The sequence below is a fragment of the Streptococcus intermedius SK54 = ATCC 27335 genome (assembly GCF_000413475.1).
In the GTDB taxonomy this organism is placed as follows: Bacteria; Bacillota; Bacilli; order Lactobacillales; family Streptococcaceae; genus Streptococcus; species Streptococcus intermedius.
The window spans coordinates 214,325-232,810 of record NZ_ATFK01000004.1; the positions used below are offsets into that span (position 1 = coordinate 214,325).

The 18,486-nt window shown below is 37.6% G+C and carries 19 protein-coding genes; 4 read left to right on the forward strand and 15 right to left on the reverse strand.

The genetic code is table 11. The features are described 5' to 3' along the window. Positions 1-521: 521 nt before the first annotated feature. From HMPREF1654_RS06490 to HMPREF1654_RS06515, 6 genes are all read right to left on the reverse strand, one after another. Positions 522-2,564, reverse strand: a complete 2,043-nt coding sequence (locus HMPREF1654_RS06490) for a hypothetical protein (RefSeq protein ID WP_003076239.1) — start codon at positions 2,562-2,564, stop codon at positions 522-524. A 212-nt stretch (positions 2,565-2,776) separates the two neighbouring features. Continuing rightward, positions 2,777-3,976: an MFS transporter gene (locus HMPREF1654_RS06495; RefSeq protein ID WP_003076882.1), complete on the reverse strand. Its 1,200-nt coding sequence runs from the start codon at positions 3,974-3,976 to the stop codon at positions 2,777-2,779. A 109-nt stretch (positions 3,977-4,085) separates the two neighbouring features. Continuing rightward, positions 4,086-5,432 carry an asparagine--tRNA ligase gene (gene asnS, locus HMPREF1654_RS06500; protein WP_014829651.1) on the reverse strand — a complete coding sequence of 449 codons (1,347 nt, stop codon included), beginning with the start codon at positions 5,430-5,432 and terminating at the stop codon, positions 4,086-4,088. A 19-nt stretch (positions 5,433-5,451) separates the two neighbouring features. Continuing rightward, positions 5,452-5,817, reverse strand: coding sequence for a VOC family protein (locus tag HMPREF1654_RS06505; protein ID WP_003072817.1), 366 nt, complete (start codon positions 5,815-5,817; stop codon positions 5,452-5,454). Beyond that, entirely contained in the window at positions 5,817-6,998 is a 1,182-nt protein-coding gene (locus tag HMPREF1654_RS06510; RefSeq protein WP_003076306.1) for a pyridoxal phosphate-dependent aminotransferase, read from the reverse strand. The genes HMPREF1654_RS06505 and HMPREF1654_RS06510 overlap by 1 nt, the downstream gene beginning before the upstream one ends. Further along, entirely contained in the window at positions 6,995-7,483 is a 489-nt protein-coding gene (locus HMPREF1654_RS06515; RefSeq protein ID WP_037589428.1) for a cell wall elongation regulator TseB-like domain-containing protein, read from the reverse strand. Before HMPREF1654_RS06515 ends, HMPREF1654_RS06510 begins: the two co-directional genes overlap by 4 nt. Before the next feature lie 84 nt (positions 7,484-7,567). Here HMPREF1654_RS06515 and HMPREF1654_RS06520 point away from each other — a divergent pair, with 84 nt between their 5' ends. Together HMPREF1654_RS06520 and HMPREF1654_RS06525 are read left to right on the forward strand one after the other, a co-directional pair. Beyond that, positions 7,568-8,014 (forward strand): MarR family winged helix-turn-helix transcriptional regulator, encoded by a 447-nt coding sequence (locus HMPREF1654_RS06520; RefSeq protein WP_003076805.1) that lies wholly within the window; start codon positions 7,568-7,570, stop codon positions 8,012-8,014. Positions 8,015-8,080: 66 nt separating this feature from the next. After that, on the forward strand, positions 8,081-8,632 hold the full coding sequence (locus HMPREF1654_RS06525) for an NADPH-dependent FMN reductase (protein WP_003077053.1): 552 nt from the start codon (positions 8,081-8,083) through the stop codon (positions 8,630-8,632). Positions 8,633-8,681: 49 nt separating this feature from the next. Here HMPREF1654_RS06525 and yaaA read toward each other — a convergent pair whose 3' ends face one another. Further along, entirely contained in the window at positions 8,682-9,407 is a 726-nt protein-coding gene (gene yaaA, locus HMPREF1654_RS06530) for a peroxide stress protein YaaA (protein ID WP_003076237.1), read from the reverse strand. A gap of 113 nt (positions 9,408-9,520) precedes the next feature. On the opposite strand from yaaA, the gene HMPREF1654_RS06535 reads away from it, so the two are divergent. Next, positions 9,521-9,979: a DUF1836 domain-containing protein gene (locus HMPREF1654_RS06535; protein WP_003072823.1), complete on the forward strand. Its 459-nt coding sequence runs from the start codon at positions 9,521-9,523 to the stop codon at positions 9,977-9,979. Beyond that, the gene (gene trhA / locus HMPREF1654_RS06540) at positions 9,963-10,610 is read left to right on the forward strand and encodes a PAQR family membrane homeostasis protein TrhA (RefSeq protein ID WP_003077006.1); all 648 of its coding nucleotides are present in this window, start codon (positions 9,963-9,965) and stop codon (positions 10,608-10,610) included. The genes HMPREF1654_RS06535 and trhA overlap by 17 nt, the downstream gene beginning before the upstream one ends. A gap of 113 nt (positions 10,611-10,723) precedes the next feature. On the opposite strand, the gene HMPREF1654_RS06545 is transcribed toward trhA, so the two are convergent. The 8 genes from HMPREF1654_RS06545 to HMPREF1654_RS06580 form a co-directional block, all read right to left on the reverse strand. Further along, positions 10,724-11,680, reverse strand: coding sequence for an ABC transporter permease (locus HMPREF1654_RS06545; RefSeq protein ID WP_003072825.1), 957 nt, complete (start codon positions 11,678-11,680; stop codon positions 10,724-10,726). 1 nt (position 11,681) lies between these two features. Beyond that, on the reverse strand, positions 11,682-12,746 hold the full coding sequence (locus HMPREF1654_RS06550) for an ABC transporter permease (RefSeq protein ID WP_003076479.1): 1,065 nt from the start codon (positions 12,744-12,746) through the stop codon (positions 11,682-11,684). Next, the gene (locus tag HMPREF1654_RS06555; protein ID WP_003076820.1) at positions 12,739-14,274 is read right to left on the reverse strand and encodes an ABC transporter ATP-binding protein; all 1,536 of its coding nucleotides are present in this window, start codon (positions 14,272-14,274) and stop codon (positions 12,739-12,741) included. Before HMPREF1654_RS06555 ends, HMPREF1654_RS06550 begins: the two co-directional genes overlap by 8 nt. Before the next feature lie 129 nt (positions 14,275-14,403). After that, complete coding sequence (locus HMPREF1654_RS06560; protein ID WP_003077035.1) at positions 14,404-15,459, reverse strand: BMP family lipoprotein; 1,056 nt, start codon at positions 15,457-15,459, stop codon at positions 14,404-14,406. Positions 15,460-15,530: 71 nt separating this feature from the next. Next, positions 15,531-15,920 carry a cytidine deaminase gene (locus HMPREF1654_RS06565; protein WP_003072837.1) on the reverse strand — a complete coding sequence of 130 codons (390 nt, stop codon included), beginning with the start codon at positions 15,918-15,920 and terminating at the stop codon, positions 15,531-15,533. After that, positions 15,907-16,569, reverse strand: coding sequence for a deoxyribose-phosphate aldolase (gene deoC / locus HMPREF1654_RS06570; RefSeq protein ID WP_003076286.1), 663 nt, complete (start codon positions 16,567-16,569; stop codon positions 15,907-15,909). Before deoC ends, HMPREF1654_RS06565 begins: the two co-directional genes overlap by 14 nt. Before the next feature lie 18 nt (positions 16,570-16,587). Then, the gene (locus HMPREF1654_RS06575; RefSeq protein ID WP_003076508.1) at positions 16,588-17,865 is read right to left on the reverse strand and encodes a pyrimidine-nucleoside phosphorylase; all 1,278 of its coding nucleotides are present in this window, start codon (positions 17,863-17,865) and stop codon (positions 16,588-16,590) included. Next, a complete protein-coding gene (locus tag HMPREF1654_RS06580) occupies positions 17,862-18,455 on the reverse strand; it encodes a class I SAM-dependent methyltransferase (RefSeq protein ID WP_003076784.1) in 594 nt (197 codons plus the stop codon). The genes HMPREF1654_RS06575 and HMPREF1654_RS06580 overlap by 4 nt, the downstream gene beginning before the upstream one ends. Positions 18,456-18,486: the final 31 nt, after the last annotated feature.

Below are 18,486 nucleotides of genomic sequence, written 5' to 3' on the forward strand. Positions count from 1 at the left end.
TTTGGAAGAAACAATTTTAAACAAAGCGGAAATGTTGCAAATTCTGCTGGAGTTTCAGACACTAGACATCAAACAGCTCGCACAATCACCAGTTTAAGCGAGAAGACTATCTATCAACATCTAGCCGAATTGAAAGAAGAATTTCAAGATTTGTTTTGGCTACAGGTGAGTAAATGTACCATTTATTTAGAAGTCTTTACCCAACTCAATCCGCTAGTCTGCTTTCACCGCATTTATCAAGATTCTACATTCCTACGTCTCTTACGCTATTTCTTACAGAACATGATTTCCCGTTCTAGTCATCATCCCAAAGAGCGCGGTGTTTCAGTTTCTCTTCGTAAAAGCTGCCTTGGATATATTTTGTCAGTATGGGTATTTATTCCTAGTATATCAAAAAAGCCATCATATGATGGCTTTTTAGCAAGCTAAAAATCATCTTCTCACAATGTTAAGTCATAACAAACTAAATAACTACAGTTGAAAATGGATAAAAATGATTATCAAAAGGGCGACAAATAAGTCTACTTTGATTTAAGAGTGTGATTTTCCTTCCATTCTTCTTGAGATAAATCATCAAAATCCTGACTGCTTGGCAATTCAATCAGTTCACTATGTGAAACTTCTTCAACTGTCAAAAGGGTAACTTTGCCGTCTTTGACGCGAATCATGTTGATATCAACAGCATAAATACCATCCGGCAGCTGACTGCCGTCTATCTTGGACGATACCTCGTTACGAATAAGCTGATAATTTTCATAATTATCACCCAGAAGCTCATTAGGTATATCCAGATAAGCCATAGGAACCAAAACTTCTGCTGCCACCAAATCTTTGATAGTCAAACCACCTAAGCCATTAAAAGCCGACTGTTTCTTATCGGGAGAATTTTTAAAAGCTTGCGCTTTCTGGAGAGCAGTGTCCGTCATATTGAGGAAGCCATAGCCAGTATAGGTCAGCGAGATTTTCTGCGGCAGTTGTTTGATTTTTTTGCTGTACTTGGTTTGTGAAGCTGCGTTAGCAAAAACTTTCCAGTATTGGTTCAGAAAATCTTTTGCTTCCTTAGTTTCAACAACTGACCTCATTAGCAGAGCATGATCATAAGGTTTGCTAAAATTGCTAAAGGTAGACGATGTAACCTTGCCATTCTCAATCTTAAATTTAGCCGGCACTTGCAGGTTTCCTTGCTTCAACACAGCAATCTGCTCCCCTTCTGCAGTGACTGGACTAATGGTCTTAACAGCCAAGTCTTGCCCATCTGCTTTCAAATAATTCTGAATAGCTTGGAGGGCCTGAATTGAGGGTGATGATTTCTCCCTGCCCGTTTTAAGCTTAATGTCCTTAATATCATAATAATCACTAGAGGACGAAGAAGCTTCCTTCTCCGTAGCAGCAGTTATCGATTGACGAGAAATTTTTATTGGTCGGCTTATGATTTTTCCCTTGGAGACAACATAAGGTTGGGCATCAACGATGTAAGTTCCATCTGGCAGCTTCGAAAAATCAGCCTCTTCTTCCCAGTTCATATGTGCTCCATCTTCCAATTCCAACTCTGGCATCAAGGCTCCTTCTTTTATATAATCCTTAATAGAAATAGCCGCATAGCCATTGAAAGCTCGTTTCTTGCTGTTCTTAGATTTTCTATTTTGAGCAGCTTTTTCTTGCAAGACCGAGGTTAGTTGATAATTCGTTGACATACTAAATTGTGGGCGATTATAAGATAACTCTTTATCGTATCTGACCTTGGCGTTCCCACCAGACTTTTTAACTGCTTTTTCTACAGCAGACTTGAATTCTTTCAGAATAGCCTGCCCATCCTGACTTCCTGCACTGATTCCCAGCAGAATATTTAAACCGTAAGATTCATTAACAAAGTCAACTTTTTCAAGCTTTTTACCAGAATACTCAGCGGTCACCAGTAAATCTACTCCCTCATCTGTTACCTTGAAAAAGGCCCTATCAGACTCAAACCAATGTTCTTTCATAGTGACATCATATTTCAAGCCTTTAGAGCGGTAAAATTGCTCCAATTGTTTTGTATAAACATTGTCGGATAGCTTTGTCTGAACTTTTGAATAAACCATAGGAAGGATAGTTCCTATTAAAAGACATACCAAAATTAACTGATTACTTTTCTTTGACAAACCATCCTTTTGGTAAAGTCTGTCAAAGAAAGGAAGCAACAATAAGAGGAAGATAAAGCTCCAGCCAGCAACTCTCTGCACAACATAAAATCCAAAAATCAGTACCGTTTGAGAAGCAAAGAGTGCCCAACCAATCAGTACAATCGTCGCCATATAGGCTATAGACAGACTTATTTTGACCTTGCTACCGCCTTTCAGTAGGTATTGAACCCCTCGAATCAAATTGGCCAATAAACTGAAAATATAAATAGCAAGTGTTGGTAAATAAAACCAAAACAGAAAGAACCAACCATAGCTTGAATGTGCTGAATCAGGGCTATCACCAAAATCTATATGTAAAAGTCCGTAGAAAATGGTCATAAGAAAAATAATCAAGGGAATGTAGGGGATTAGCTTAGCGAGAGCACTTAAAACTTTTTTCATTTTGAAACTCCTTCATCTCATTGTAGCATAAATTGAAAGAAAAATAAGGAAAGAGCCTCATCAGCTTTTTACCATTACTTGATAAGTATTTTTCTCCTAGCACATTTACCAGCTGCAGGAGCAACGTTATCGGGAATATGTCAAAAGTTTGGAGCAGTTGATGTGAAATACTATAATTTATATAAGACTGAAAAATACCGCTCGTAGAAAAACTAAATCTTGATTATATTTAATCTTTTACGAATCACTTGAAAAGCAATCACTAAAAGCGGCGTTAGTAAGATAAGAACTAGCCCTAATCCAATAAAAGTCTGATTAAAGCCAAAACTGTCAATCAGCCAACCAACAATCGGAAAAATGATAATCATGCTTAAACTGAACATCATTGAAGCGACACTTAACATAGTTGCTCTAGCTGAACTTGGTAAATATTGTTGCAAATCATTATAAAAAATCGGTTGATACATAGCATACAAAACATTCGTTACCAAATAAATAATAATATACATGAATGGAGTACCAAACAATGATAGTATATATGCTGCTCCTGTCAAACTAACAACTACTGGAAAAATCCGAAAAGAATGCCATGTTTTTCCAATCTTACTGGCAAGAGAAACTGCCAAAATATTTAAGACGCTACCAATCAACATAACTGTCGAAATCTGCCATCCTGCCAAGTCTGGCAATTGCTTTTGATAGTAAAAGTAAAACATGCACATTATTGTTCCAACAAATTGAAAAATTATCATCCATGTAAAAAGACTGGGATTATTTTTCATCTCTTCTCTCACAATCAAGATAATTTTTTTCATCGTCAACACTTCGTCATTTTTCTTTTTCATTGTCGGTTCTTTTATCAACCAAATCAGAATTAAAACAATAATAGAAACCACAATCATGATATAATAAGTAATATACAAATATCCATGTACAAATAACCCCGCTAGTACCGTTCCTAAAGAGATTGCTGCCTCAGAGACACCCGACATCAAACTTGATATTTTCAAATAACAATCTTTTAAGTCAGCTTCTACAGCAGAGTCATATAAAAGTGCAGAGCTCGTTCCTGAGTCAAAATTATAGGATAACGCATTAATTATCATTGCAATTGCATATATCCAAAAATTTCCCTGCCCTGTCAACATCAAAATAGATGACAAAATACTTGTTAAACGGCTGATATACAGATTAACCTTATAAGAAAACCTGTCTGCTAACATACCTGACGGAATTTCAAAAATGATGCCTGTTGCATGAAAAATACTCTCTAACAGCCCAATTTGCAGTAAAGACATACCATTTTGACTGAGGAATAAAATCCAAAAACTCGTAATACCTAAAAATCCTAAGAATTCCACTCCTGCCATGAGAGGGATATTTCTTTTGTAACTTCTCCTAAATATAAACATATTTTTTCCTTGAGTAAGCAGAAACTGAACATTTTGTCTCATTTTCTTACTTAGTCATTTTCCATATATTTTATTTCTAAAAAAACGCCAACAGGCGTTTTTACATTTCTTAAGGTTCAATTCTGTGAAGCATACGTGGAAACGGAATGGCTTCACGAATGTGTTTCGTTCCTGCGACAAATGTCACCATTCTCTCCAAGCCAAGTCCAAATCCAGCATGAGGAACCGAACCATATTTACGAAGATCAAGATAAAAAGCATAATCTTTAGGATTCAAACCATTTTCTTCAATCTTCCTTAACAATTTTTCATAGTTTTCTTCACGAGCTGAACCACCAATGATTTCTCCATAGCCCTCTGGAGCCAAAAGATCTGCACAAAGCACACGTTCTTCGTTTCCGGGAACAGGTTTCATGTAGAAAGCCTTGAAACTGGTAGGGTAGTTCACGACGAAAGTTGGTAGACCAAAATAGTTTGAAATCCAAGTTTCATGTGGTGACCCAAAATCATCTCCACGTTCGATATGTTCATACTCTGCATCTTCATCGTTTTCATGATCTTGTAAGAGATCAATGACTTCATCGTAAGAAATACGTTTGAATGGTTCAGTTGCATATTTTTTAAGAAGCTCAGTATCACGTTCTAATACTTCAAGAGCATGCGGTGCACGATCCAGAACACCTTGAATTAAAGCTTTGACATAAGCCTCTTGAAGATCAAGTGATTCTTCATGTGTAACAAACGGATATTCTGCATCCATCATCCAAAATTCTGTCAAATGGCGACGTGTTTTGGATTTTTCAGCACGAAAAACAGGGCCAAAATCAAATACACGACCAAGTGCCATGGCACCCGCCTCTAAGTAAAGCTGTCCAGATTGACTTAGAAAGGCCGGAGTTCCAAAATAATCCGTTTCAAAAAGCTCTGTTGAATCTTCTGCAGCATTTCCCGACAAAATCGGACTATCAAATTTGATAAAACCATTTTGATCAAAAAATTCATAAGAAGCATAGATAATTGCATTACGGATTTGCATAATTGCCATTTGCTTACGTGAACGAAGCCATAAATGACGGTGATCCATCAAAAAATCAGTTCCATGCTCTTTTGGTGTGATTGGGTAGTCTTGAGATTCACCGATGACTTCAATGTCTGTGATATCTAGCTCATAACCAAACTTAGAACGCTCATCTTCTTTTACAATCCCTGTCGCATAGACAGCTGTTTCCTGACTTAGGTGTTTAATCGTATCAAACTTCTCTAGTCCCACTTCTTCACCGAATTTTTCAATAAAGTTTGGTTTGAAGGCAACTCCTTGAAAAAAGGCTGTTCCATCGCGCAACTGAAGGAAGGCAATCTTCCCTTTGCCTGATTTATTGGCAACCCAAGCGCCAATTGTTACTTCTTCTCCGACATGATGTTTAACATCAATAATTGATACATATTTATTTGACACGTTTTTTCTCTTTTCTTTTTTATTCTTTGTGACAGACTGCTTCAATATTATTTCCATCTGGGTCAATAATAAAAGCAGCATAGTAGGGCTGATGATATTGAGGACGAATACCCGGACGACCATTATCTTGACCACCAGCTAAAAGACCAGCCACATAAAAAGCATCCACCTGCTCCCTCGTCTCTGCATTAAAAGCAAAGTGAGTAGAATCAGACTTTCCTTGACTCAGCCAAAAATCACCTGCTGGAGCTGTACGAGGTTCTGCAAAGCTGACTGCCTGAGGAATATCAAATGCTATTTTATACCCCAACGGAGCCAAAGTTTTCTGATAAAAAACTTTACTAATTTCTAGATTACTAACTTGAATTCCAAAATGATCTATCATTATAATTCCTCCATAAATTGATGCAAACGGCGAATAGCTTCCTTCAATGTATCCAAGTCTGTCGCATAGCTGAGACGAACATTCTCTGGTGCACCAAAGCCAGCACCTGTTACAAGAGCGACACCTACTTCTTCTAGGATAGCTGTTGTAAACTCTGTTACATCTGTATATCCTTTCATTCCCATTGCTTTTTTAACATTTGGGAAAAGGTAAAAAGCTCCTTGCGGTTTCACCACTTTAAAGCCGGGAACCTCTGCAAGCAAAGGATAAATGGTATTGAGACGTTCTTCAAAAGCTTGACGCATCGTTTCAACAGTATCTTGTGGTCCTTTTAGAGCTTCAATTGCTGCATATTGCGAAGCTGCAGTTGGATTGGAAGTTGTCTGTCCAGCCATCTTGCTCATGGCTGCAATAATCTCAGGATCTCCAACAGCATAACCAAGCCGCCAGCCTGTCATTGAATACGACTTAGACACACCATTGATTACAATTGTTTGCTTGCAAATCGCTTCAGATAGACTCGAAATTGGTGTGAATTCATTTCCATTATAAACCAAACGGCCATAAATATCATCCGCCAAAATAAGAATATCGTGCTCTACAGCCCAATTACCTATCGCCAACAACTCCTTAGCTGTATAAATCATCCCCGTTGGATTGGAAGGAGAATTGAGCACCAAAACTTTCGTTTTCGCCGACCGTACAGCATCTAATTGCTCGACAGTCACTTTAAAATGATTTGCTTCTGTCGTTTGAACAAAAACTGGTACTCCTTCTGCCATCTTAATCTGATCACCATAACTAACCCAACACGGTGTCGGAATAATTGCCTCATCGCCCGGATTGATGACACTCATAAAAAACGTATAAAGGGAGAATTTTGCCCCTGTCGCAACAGTCACTTGATTTTGTTTAATCGTATAACCATAGTACTTTGCAAAATACCCCGCAATTGCTTCTTTCAATTCAGGTAGACCACTAGTAACCGTATAAAAACTAGCTTTACCATTTTTTATAGAAGAAATAGCTGCATTTTGAATATTCTTCGGAGTTGGAAAATCTGGCTCTCCCAATGTCAACGAAAGGATATCATCCCCTTTTTCTTTTAAGGCTTTAGCACGCGCTGCCGCTGCTAAAGTTACGCTCTCATCCATATTTAAAACACGATTGGATAATATCATAATCCCTCCTTCCTGAGTATAGTCCCTGTTTCAAAATCAACATTGTAATAGGTTGTTTCAGATTTGACTTCCCAGATTGGTTGGCCGTCTATATAGCCAAATGTTACTTTATCAATTTGTTTGGCCCCATTATCTTTAGCGATTTTTTCTGCTTTCTCTTGACTAATTCCTTTAGACAACTCATAAGTATAGATTTTATCACTATCAGCTTCTATCAAAACAGCAAGCTGTGTCTTTTTGCGATTTTTCCCCAAAAGACTATAATAACTCTTTTTGCCATTATAGATAGCAAAGCGATCCACTTTATCCAAATCTGTGTATTGGCGAGCGATTTTGCTAGCCGTTTCCTTAGCGGATTGATAAGGATTCATCGATAGATTTAAAATGTAAAGAAAAGAGAAGGTGAGAACAGTCAAAACCATCGCACTTCCGATAATGTATTGCCAAACAATAAAATTTCTATCATTCTTTCTTCTATTTTTCACTCGTCCATTATACTATAAATAAGGATTTTTTTCTATCTTTTTCTAAAATTTGATTTTATTACTACTTATTGATAAAATACAATTATGAATAAACTAACAAAACTTTTACAGGAAAATCAGACCGATTTAAAAACGATGATTGTTTTAAATAAAGCAATTCGTACAATTCGACATTTTGAAAACCAAGCAGCAAAACAACACAGACTCACTCCGACTCAATTTTCAGTATTAGAGACCCTTTATAGTAAAGGAAACTTACGCATTCAAGATTTGATTGATAAAATGCTTGCAACTTCAGGAAATATGACCGTTGTAATTAAAAATATGACACGTGATGGTTGGATTTTTCGTATCTGTGATCCATCTGATCGACGTTCTTTTTTCATCGGATTAACTCCAAAAGGACGAAGCAAAATTGAAGCGGTACTTCCAGAGCATATTCAAAATGTCCAGCAAGGACTCAGCATTTTAACAGGAGAAGAAAAAGAAGACTTAATTCAGATTTTAAAAAAATTCAAAAATTTGAGCTAACTTATTGCTAACTAGTGATATTTGTTGTAATATTAACGGGTACAACATAAAAGGAGAGTCATTTATATGTCTAAAAAAGTACTATTTATTGTCGGGTCTCTTCGTCAAGACTCGTTTAACCATCAATTAGCTACTCAAGCTGAACACATTATTGCCGGTCAAGCAGATATTTCTTATCTTGATTTCAAAGATATTCCATTTTTCAACCAAGATATTGAAAGCCTGGCTCCTGCCGCTGTTGCCAAAGCTCGTGAAGAAATTCTTTCCGCTGACGCTATCTGGCTCTTTTCCCCGACCTATAACTGGTCAATTCCAGGAGTCTTAAAAAACCTTTTAGATTGGCTATCACGTGCGCTTGATCTTTCCGATCCTACCGGCCCTTCTGCTCTCAACGAAAAACTTGTAACAGTTTCCTCTGTAGCAAATGGAACTTCTCCAAATGAAGTTTTCAAACATTATAGGAGCCTTCTTCCATTTATCCGGATGAATGTCATTGAACCGTTTACCGGTGTCCCTGTAAACTCTGAAGCCTGGCAAACAGGTCAGCTGACCATTTCTGAAGAAAAACAAGCTGAACTTGCAGCTCAATCCAAAGCCTTATTAGCAGCTATCAAGTAAAGTAATTTAAAAACGGAACGATTTTAAGAAAGTCATTCCGTTTTTTCTTTTATTTCTTTACAAAAACGTAATTCATTAGCGTAGATAAATCTTCTCGAAAAGCAAAACCCGCAAACTGCAATTGTTTGATTTCTTCTTTAGTTGTTATCTGATTTTCAATCAAAGCAGTTAAAAATTGCCCCCGAGCTTTTTTAGAAATAGTAGAGTGAACTTTTAACCTTCCTTCTCTATCTTCTAAAAATTTAAACCGAATCATCTTATCTCGTATAGATTTGGAAAATACTGTCTCAAACTCGCTTGATAACAGCGATAAAATCAGTTCCTCATTTGCAATGGCTGCATCATAGTTCTGTCTCCAATAATTTTTCAAGTTTTTACCCGAAATAGTATATTTTACTAAAAAATCTAATCGATGAGGTGAAATCAGCGCCATAGCTGGCAGAATACCATAGAGACTAGAGGTGATAAACAAATGGTCATCTACATATCTTATTTCTTTCTCCGTTAAGTTATTTCTTTTGATATGTCGATACATAAGTCCATCAAACAAATGCAAAGCTGGGTAAGTCAAGGCCTCCCCTTTTTTTAATCGTTGAAGATGAGTGTGTTCTTCTTCAGCTCGCTCCCAACTAATATGGTAAAAATGAGATAACTCTTCGATAGAATACCGAGACAGACCAGCCACGATTAGTTTTGTTTGTTCTGAAAGGGAACATTTTCCACACGGTTTAAGGTTAAAATTCATTTCTTTAGCTGTTGGGATTAAAATTTTCATATTCTTATTGTATCAAAACTTATCTAGCAGAACAATTCATTTCTCTCTTGACATCCAATGTTTAGTATTATATAATCTAGTTATAGAGACTAGATGAGGAAGAGGTGAATATTTTGGAAATTCCAAAATTTCCGACATGGGAAGAATTACCTGAGTTAGATCTCTATCTTGACCAGGTTCTTCTTTATGTGAATGGTGTAAACGAACAAGCATTTCATAGCACAGACAAATCTCTAACTGCTGCTATGGTAAACAACTATGTAAAACACGCTCACATTCCAAAACCAATCAAAAAGAAATACAATCGTATCCAAATTGCTCGTTTGATTGTATTGACGACTTTAAAGCCGGTCTTTCCTATTCCAGATATTATTAAGACAATTCAGCTTCTGGTAAACGAAAAGGATTCTCCTACTCTTTACAATGAATTTGTCTATTGTATGCGAGAGGAAAAAATAGATAATACTGCACCTGCTATTGAAGTGGCTTGTCAAACTGTGAAATTATTTCATCAAACGAAAGAACTTGCTTTATCCTTAGAAAGGAGGACAAAAGATGAACCAAACCCTTAAACTTAGCAAGCAGTTGAGTTTTGGTGAAGAAATTGCCAATGCCGTCACTCATGCTATTGGTGCTGTCATCATGCTAATTTTACTTCCGATTTCTGCTATTTACAGCTATGAAGAACATGGTATTCTTTCTGCTGTAGGCGTCTCAATTTTTGTCATCAGCTTATTTCTGATGTTTCTTTCTTCAACAATTTACCATTCTATGAGCTATGGTTCTACACACAAGTATATCTTGCGAATCATTGATCACTCGATGATTTATATCGCTATCGCTGGAAGCTATACCCCCGTTGTATTGTCTCTTATGAATAACTGGTTAGGTTACCTTATCATTAGCATTCAATGGGGAACCACCATTTTTGGTATTTTATATAAAATATTTGCTAAAAAAGTTAATGAAAAATTCAGTTTGGCATTGTATCTTATTATGGGATGGTTAGTGATTCTTATCATCCCCCAAATAATTGGGCAAACAGGACCTATTTTTTGGGGAATGATGTTAGCCGGAGGACTCTGTTATACTGTCGGCGCAGGATTTTATGCCAAGAAAAAGCCTTATTTCCACATGATTTGGCATCTCTTCATCCTAGCAGCATCTGCTCTTCAGTATCTTGCAATTGTTTATTTCATGTAAATGACTCTAAAAGCAATTTATTTTTCTGAAATAGTTCTTCTCAACAGAAGAATTGTTTTTATAACAAAAGCCAAGCTACTTTGAAAAGTAACTTGGCTTTTTGAAATAGATTATTATTTAGACTTAATATAATTGACACCATCTGCTTTTGGTGCAACAGCTTTTCCGAAGAAAGCCGCTAATACGACAATAGTTAGTACATATGGCGCAATCTGTAAGTAAACTGCTGGCACGTGTGATAAGAATGGTAATTGACTTCCAATAACAGCCAAACTTTGAGATAATCCAAAGAAAAGACTAGAAAGCATGGCGCCGATTGGATTCCATTTACCAAAAATCATAGCAGCCAGTGAAATAAAACCTGGTCCGATAATTGTTGTTGCTGCAAAATTTACTGAGATAGATTGAGCATAAATTGCACCGCCGATGCCACCAAGGAAACCTGAAATCATCACACCGTAATAACGCATGAGATAAACATTGATTCCCAATGTATCAGCTGCTTGTGGGTGCTCCCCTACTGAACGTAAACGAAGTCCAAACTTCGTCTTAAACATAATGAACCAAGTTAGAAACGCAAATATTACTGCAATATAACCCATTAAACTGGTATGTTTAAAGAAGATATCACCAATGACAGGAATATCCGACAATAGCGGAAAGTTAAATTTACCAAATGATACTTGGATATTATCCGTTTGTCCTTTGTTATAGAAAGCTTTTACCAAGAAAATTGCTAATGCAGGTGCCATCAAGTTCAGAACGGTACCACTGACAACGTGATCTGCACGGAAATTAATAGTCGCCACAGCATGAATCAGTGAGAAGATTAACCCCACAATACCACCAACTAAAAGCGACAACCAAGGAGTCAAATTTCCAAAAGTATTGACAAAGGTAAGGTTGAAGACAACTCCTGAGAATGCGCCCATAACCATAATTCCTTCAAGTCCGACATTGACAATCCCAGCATGTTCTGAGAATGCACCACCAATACTGGTAAAGATTAAAGGTGCTGCATAAATGAGCATAGAGGAAACTAACAGACTTAACATTGTTACAAAATTCATCTTATTTTCCTCCCTTTACTTTTACTTGTTTTCTTGGTTTGATAAAGTGTTCAATAATGTAATGAATACTTACAAAGAAAATAATAGATGCTGTTACAATATTTACCAATTCGGCTGGAATCGTTGCAGCATTCATACCTGGAGCTCCAACTTGAAGTACAGCAAATAAGAAAGCTGCAAAAAGAATACCAATTGGTGAATTATTTGCAAGAAGGCTGACAGCCATACCATTAAATCCGACAGCAAGAGAACTACCTTGTACATAAACATTTTGGAAAGTTCCAAGGCCTTCAACAACCCCTCCGACACCAGCAAGTGCACCTGAAATAATCATTGAAAGAATAATGGTTCTTTTAGCAGACATCCCTGCATATTCACTCGCATTTGGATTTAGTCCGACAGAGCGAATTTCAAAACCAAGTGTTGTTTTTTTCAGCATGAACCAGATAAGGACAACTGCAATAACTGCAAAGAAGATTCCAATATTCATCCGTGAATTATTGGTTAACGCTCGCAACCATTCTGTTTGATAAGTTGCATTAGCTCCAACTTTAACGCTTGAGTCAATACTTTGCATAACACTCTTTGGGAAACTATGAATCACTGCATTTCCAACATAAAGAACGATGTAGTTCATCATAATAGTTACGATAACTTCACTTGTTCCCAAATAGGCACGAAGAATCCCAGGAATAGCACCAATAATCCCACCGGCTACTGCTGCAATAACAACTGTCGCAAGAATCATAATAGGACGCGGAAGGTTCGGAAACGAAAGTGCAAACCACCCACTTAAAATCCAACCTGCTAAGGCTTGTCCTGGTAAACCGACATTAAAGAAACCAGCTCGGCTTGCTACTGCAAACCCAAGCGCAATTAAAATAAGTGGCCCCATTGCTCGGAAAATTTCACCAATACTTCGAATAGTACCAAAAGCGGCTTTAAATAGTTCTTCATAGCCCCAGATGGCATCATAGCCAAAAATCCACATAACAATGGCACCGAGTAAAATTCCAAGAATAACGGAAATCAAAGGCACCGCAATTTGCTGTGTTCTCTTAGTCATTTGAATCTCCCTTCTTAATTTCACCACCGGCCATCAAGATACCCAACTCTTGTTTGTTCGTTTCAGCTGGAGTGACAATACCTTGAATCTTACCATCATGGATAACAGCGATACGGTCTGAAACGTTCAGAATTTCATCTAATTCAAAGCTGACAACCAGTACTGCTTTTCCCTTGTCGCGCTCTTCAATCAAACGTTTATGAATATATTCAATCGCTCCAACATCCAATCCACGAGTGGGTTGACTAACAATTAAAAGGTCGGGATTTCGATCTATTTCACGAGCAATAATCGCCTTTTGTTGATTCCCTCCTGAAAGAGCAGATGCTGGGACAGTTTCATTTGCAGCACGAACATCAAATTCTTCCATTAATTTGCGTGCATAAGATGTGATATTATTATAATTCAAGATGCCATTTTTGCTTAATGGCTCCTTGTAATAAGTTTGCAATGCCATATTTTCAGAAAGCATCATATCCAAGACCAAACCATCGCGATGACGATCTTCTGGTACATGACTAACTTGCATCTCAGTAATCTTCCGTGGAGAGAGACCAACGACTTCTTCGCCTTTTATAGTAATACTTCCTGATTTTACTTTTCGAAGGCCTGTGATTGCTTGAATTAGCTCACTTTGTCCATTTCCATCAATCCCAGCAATTCCAACAATTTCACCAGCTCGCACATCCAAAGATAAGTCCTTAACAGCAGGTATACCTCGATTTTCATTAACAACCAAATCTTTAATGGAAAGAATAACTTCTTTAGGGTTAGAAGCTTCTTTTTCTGTTGTAAAGGATACTGAACGACCAACCATCATTTCAGCAAGATCTTTATTTGTTGCACCGCCAATCTCAACAGTTTGAATACTCTTACCACGACGAATAACGGTAACACGATCTGAGACCGCACGGATTTCATCCAATTTATGCGTAATCAAAATGATGGATTTTCCTTCTTTAACTAGATTTTTCATAATATGTTCTAGTTCTTCAATTTCTGAAGGAGTTAATACTGCTGTTGGTTCATCAAAAATCAGGATGTCAGCGCCCCGATATAATGTTTTTAAAATTTCAACGCGCTGTTGTGCACCAACAGAAATATCCTCAACCTTTGCAGTTGGATCCACAGCAAGACCATATTTTTCAGATAGTTCCTTGATGTCTTTAATTGCTGCTCGAATGTCCAAAACACCATTTCTTGTTGTTTCACTACCTAGAATAATGTTTTCAGCAACTGTAAAAGCTTCTACCAACATGAAATGCTGGTGAACCATCCCTATTCCTAAAGATGCTGATTTTGAAGGAGAATCAATCGTCACTGACTTCCCATTCACAGTAATCTCACCACTTGTTGGTTCAAGCAAGCCTGCCAACATATTCATCAGAGTGGACTTACCCGCTCCGTTTTCTCCTAAAAGTGCATGAATTTCACCACGCCTTAGATTAAGATTAATTTTATCATTTGCGACAAATTCACCAAAAATCTTGGTTATCTCATGCATTTCAATGACATTTTCGTGTGCCATATGATTGATTCCTTTCAGAAATTATTTTATTTCAGTAAAACTCACTAAATTTAGTCAGCTTTACTGAGACAAAAGATGTCTCAATCTCAAAAAGCGACCCACGAAGGTCGCTTCTTGAGTGTTAGGTTATTATTCTGTAGGAACTTTAATGCTTCCGTCAAGGATTTTTGCTTTTGCATCTTCTACGGCTTTTTTAGCTTCAGCAGATAGATTCTTAGTTGTCAAATCTACACCACCATCTTTCAGACCGTAAGTTGTAGTTTTTCCTCCTGGGAATTTATCTTTTGCTGCTTTGTTGGCAATATCTTTCACCGTACCGCCAACTTTTTTCAAAGTAGACGCTAAAACAAAGTTAGATTCTTTACCATCTTTAGATTTGTATTTGCCTTCAGCATTTTGGTCACGGTCAACACCGAGAACCCAAACTTTTTCAGATTCATTTCTAGTTTCATTGATAGATTTTGCTTCGTTAAATACACCAGCACCAGTACCACCAGCTACTTGATAAACAATGTCAGCACCAGCTGCGTATTGAGCGGCTGCAATTGTCTTCCCTTTTGAAGCGTCTCCAAAACTTTCAGCGTATTTCACATCAATCTTGATAGAAGGATCAACAGATTTTACACCTGCTGCAAAACCTTTTTCAAAGCGAGTAAGAACAGCCCCTTTAATACCACCAACAAAACCAATCATCTTCGTTTTAGTTGTTTTAGCTGCAGCTACACCAGCAAGGTAAGCAGCTTCGTTATCTGCAAAGAGTGCAGAAGCTACATTCTTTTGGCCTTTAATTTCATCATCAATGATGACATAGTTAATATCAGAGTGATCTTTTGCAGCAGCTTCTACTGCATTACGAAGTGCAAATCCGATACCAAATACTAATTTATAGTTACTAGAAGCAGCTTGCTCAAGGTTAGTAGCATATTCAGATTCGTTAGTAGATTGGAAATAAGTAAAACCATGGTCTTTCTTCAATCCATTTTCTTTACCCCAAGCTTGCAAACCTTCCCAAGCTGATTGGTTAAATGACTTATCATCTACACCACCTGTATCTGTAACGATTGCAGCTTTTAAATTTGTCTTTGCACCTTTATTACCTGATTTAGATGCACGATTACCACATGCAGCAAGTCCTATTGCTGCGATAGCTACTAGACCAAGGCCTAGCCATTGTTTCTTGTTCATCTCTGAACCTCCTAAATAAGATGTGCAACAATGTTGCAAGATTAACTTTGGTCAAACGACCATTTTACCAACTAATCCAAGCCAGTAAAAGAATATGGAAGTAATTCCTTGACCGTCATCACGACCGTCGATCTATCTTTGGCAACAAGTGTCACCTTTAAATCTTTTGAAAAAAATTCTGCCATTACTTGACGACAAGCACCACACGGAGAGATGGGGTGTTTGGTTTCACCGTAAACGATTAACTCCTTAAAATCTGTGACACCTTCAGAAACCGCTTTAAAAATAGCTGTTCGTTCTCCGCAATTTGTCAAACCAAAACTAGCATTTTCAATATTTACACCTGTAAAAATTTGACCATTTTTAGCTACTAATACAGCTCCAATTGGAAAATGAGAATAAGGAACATAAGCCTTTTTACTTGTCTCAATGGCTAGATTAATCAACTCAGTAGTCGCCACTAGCCTGTTCTCCCTTCATGATGGCTACACCAGAAGAGGTACCGATACGGGTTGCACCTGCGTCAACAAATGCAATTGCGTCTTCATACGAACGTGCTCCTCCTGAAGCTTTGACCCCCATCTCTGAACCAACGATTTTTCTCATCAATGCTACATCATAGACAGTAGCTCCACCTGTTGAAAATCCCGTTGAAGTTTTCACAAAGTCTGCACCAGCTTTTTTAGCCAATTGACATGCCACAACTTTTTCTTCATCTGTCAACAAACAGGTTTCAATAATCACTTTGACAAGTCTATCACCGCTTGCTTCTACCACTGCTGCAATATCCTCTTCTACCAAAACCAGATTTTGAGATTTCAAAGCACCAATATTGATGACCATATCCACTTCATCTGCACCATTTTTGATAGCATCTTTCACTTCAAAAGCTTTCACAGCTGGTGTATTTGCTCCTAAAGGAAAACCAATAACGGTACAGACCTTAACAGTTGTGTCACGTAAACCTTCTGCTGCAAAACTTACCCATGTAGGGTTAACACACACACTGGCAAAATCATATTCTTTTGCTTCTTCAATCAATTTTTCAATTTGCTCTTGTTGAGCATCTGGTTTTAAAAGCGTATGATCTATGTATTTATTTAACTTCATTTTCGGTTCTCCTGTAAGTTAAGCGATTACTTCGATAATCTCTCGTACTTTTTTCGGCTCATTACTTATTTTAACATTTTTTTTGAATTCTGTAACTAATTCTTGTGAAATTTTTTCATTTGCATAAATTTTTGCGACAATTTCACCGATTTTGACTGATTCTCCAACTTTCCTTTCAAAAACAATTCCTGTTTCAAAGTCTAATACATCCGTTTTCACAGCTCGACCTGCACCTAGCCGCATAGCGAATAAACCAAATTCCATAGCTGGCAATTCAGAAATATAACCTACTTCATCTGCAGTTACTTCTACAACGTATTTTGCTGATGAAGAACGATACAAATCTTCTAAATCACCACCTTGTGCAACAACCATGGCTTCAAATTTTTGCAGTGCTGATCCATCAAATAGATGTTCTCGCACTTCTTTTACAGTTTTTTCAACATTTGCTAAGCCGAGCATAATTTGGCCTAATTCACAAATAAATTCTGTTACATCTTCTCGTCCTTTTCCTTGCAAGATATCCAAAGCTTCAAGGATTTCCAAACGATTACCAATGCTAGTTCCCAGAGGTTGGCTCATATCAGTAATAACTGCTGTCGTCCTACGCCCAACTGCCTTTCCTAAATCAACCATAGTCCGTGCTAGAGCACGCGCATCTTCTAGATTTTTCATAAATGCACCCTCGCCAACTGTCACATCTAGCAAAATACTATCTGCCCCAGCCGCGATCTTCTTACTCATAACAGAACTTGCAATTAGAGGAATCGTATCGACGGTCGCCGTCACATCACGCAAAGCATAAAGTAATTTATCAGCTTTCACCAACTGATCCGACTGACCAATAACAGACAGTCCGATATCTTGCACTTGCTCAATAAATTCTTCTTGACTACGCTCAATCTGAAATCCTTTAATGGATTCTAATTTATCAAGCGTGCCTCCTGTATGACCAAGTCCACGACCGCTCATTTTAGCAACAGGCACTCCAAAACTGGCTACTAAGGGCACTAAGACAAGTGTCACTTTATCACCCACGCCTCCGGTTGAATGTTTATCAACCTTGACTCCAGAAATAGCTGACAAATCAATTTGCTGGCCTGTCCCTACCATAGTCATCGTCAAATCAGAAATCTCGCGAGTGCTCATGCCTTTAAAATATACCGCCATTGCAAAAGCTGCCATTTGATAATCTGGTACAGTTCCAGCAACATACCCCTCAATTAACCACTTGATTTCATCACTGGTTAATTCTAGACCATCCCGCTTTTTCTGAATCACATCAACTGTTCTCATATTTCCTTCCTACTTCTAAGAATATAATATCCCTTATCCTTTTTTAGAATTTCGCAGTTTCCGAATACCTCTTCCATCTTAGCTTTTGCACTTGGAGCTCCTTGCTTTTTTTGAATAACAATTGTCAAGTCTCCATCATCTAGTAAACGCGTATAGCCTCCTGCAATCACCTCATGAACAACCTGTTTTCCAGCTCGAATTGGTGGATTGCTGATAATATGATGAAATTTCCCTTCTACATTTTGATAAACATTAGATTGAAAAATTGTAGCTATAACCTGATTACGCTCAGCATTTTGGCGAGCTAAATCAAGAGCACGCTGATTGATATCAACAAGGGTAGCTTTGACTTCATTAGCCTTGGCTAAAGTAAGCCCTAATGTCCCGTAGCCACAACCAACATCTAATACGCTTTCCTCCTTATGAAAATGAAGACACTTTAACAGAGCTTGGCTTCCATAATCAATCATTTTCTTACTAAAGACGCCTGCGTCAGTCAAGAAAGTCATATTTTGCCCCAGAAGCTGAACTTTTAATTTGTGGATATCATGTTCTACATCTGGATTTTCTGCGAAATACATTTTAGTCATAAAGTTATTTTAACATAAAGACCTTTTGTTT